The following is a 262-nucleotide window of genomic DNA, read 5'->3' as shown; positions in this document are numbered from 1 at the left end:
CTTTTACCCAACAATCTCCGGCGGCTTGACCGCCGCGGTCCGGACCCGCTTCCAGTCCATCCCATCGACGAGGGCCATCAACTGCGCAGCATTCAGCTGCACCCGATGATGCCCGATCCGCGGCCAGCAGAACCTCGACTTCTCAAGCCGCTTTAAATAGAGGCACACGCCGGAGCCATCCCACCATACGATCTTTATTCGGTCGGCTCTTTTGGCGCGGAACACATAAAGCGCACCGTCGAACGGATCTGAGCCGGCATCG

Annotated in this window: 1 protein-coding gene; it reads right to left on the bottom strand. The window is 59.9% G+C overall.

Annotated elements, in window-relative coordinates; all coding sequences use genetic code 11:
• Positions 1-3: 3 nt before the first annotated feature.
• A partial coding sequence (gene tnpB / locus ACZBJS_RS42855) for an IS66 family insertion sequence element accessory protein TnpB (protein ID WP_463440375.1) occupies positions 4-262 on the bottom strand: 259 nt, incomplete at its 5' end.

The sequence above is a fragment of the Bradyrhizobium sp. KZN70725 genome (assembly GCF_055264925.1).
This window is presented reverse-complemented; position numbering and strand designations above follow the sequence as displayed.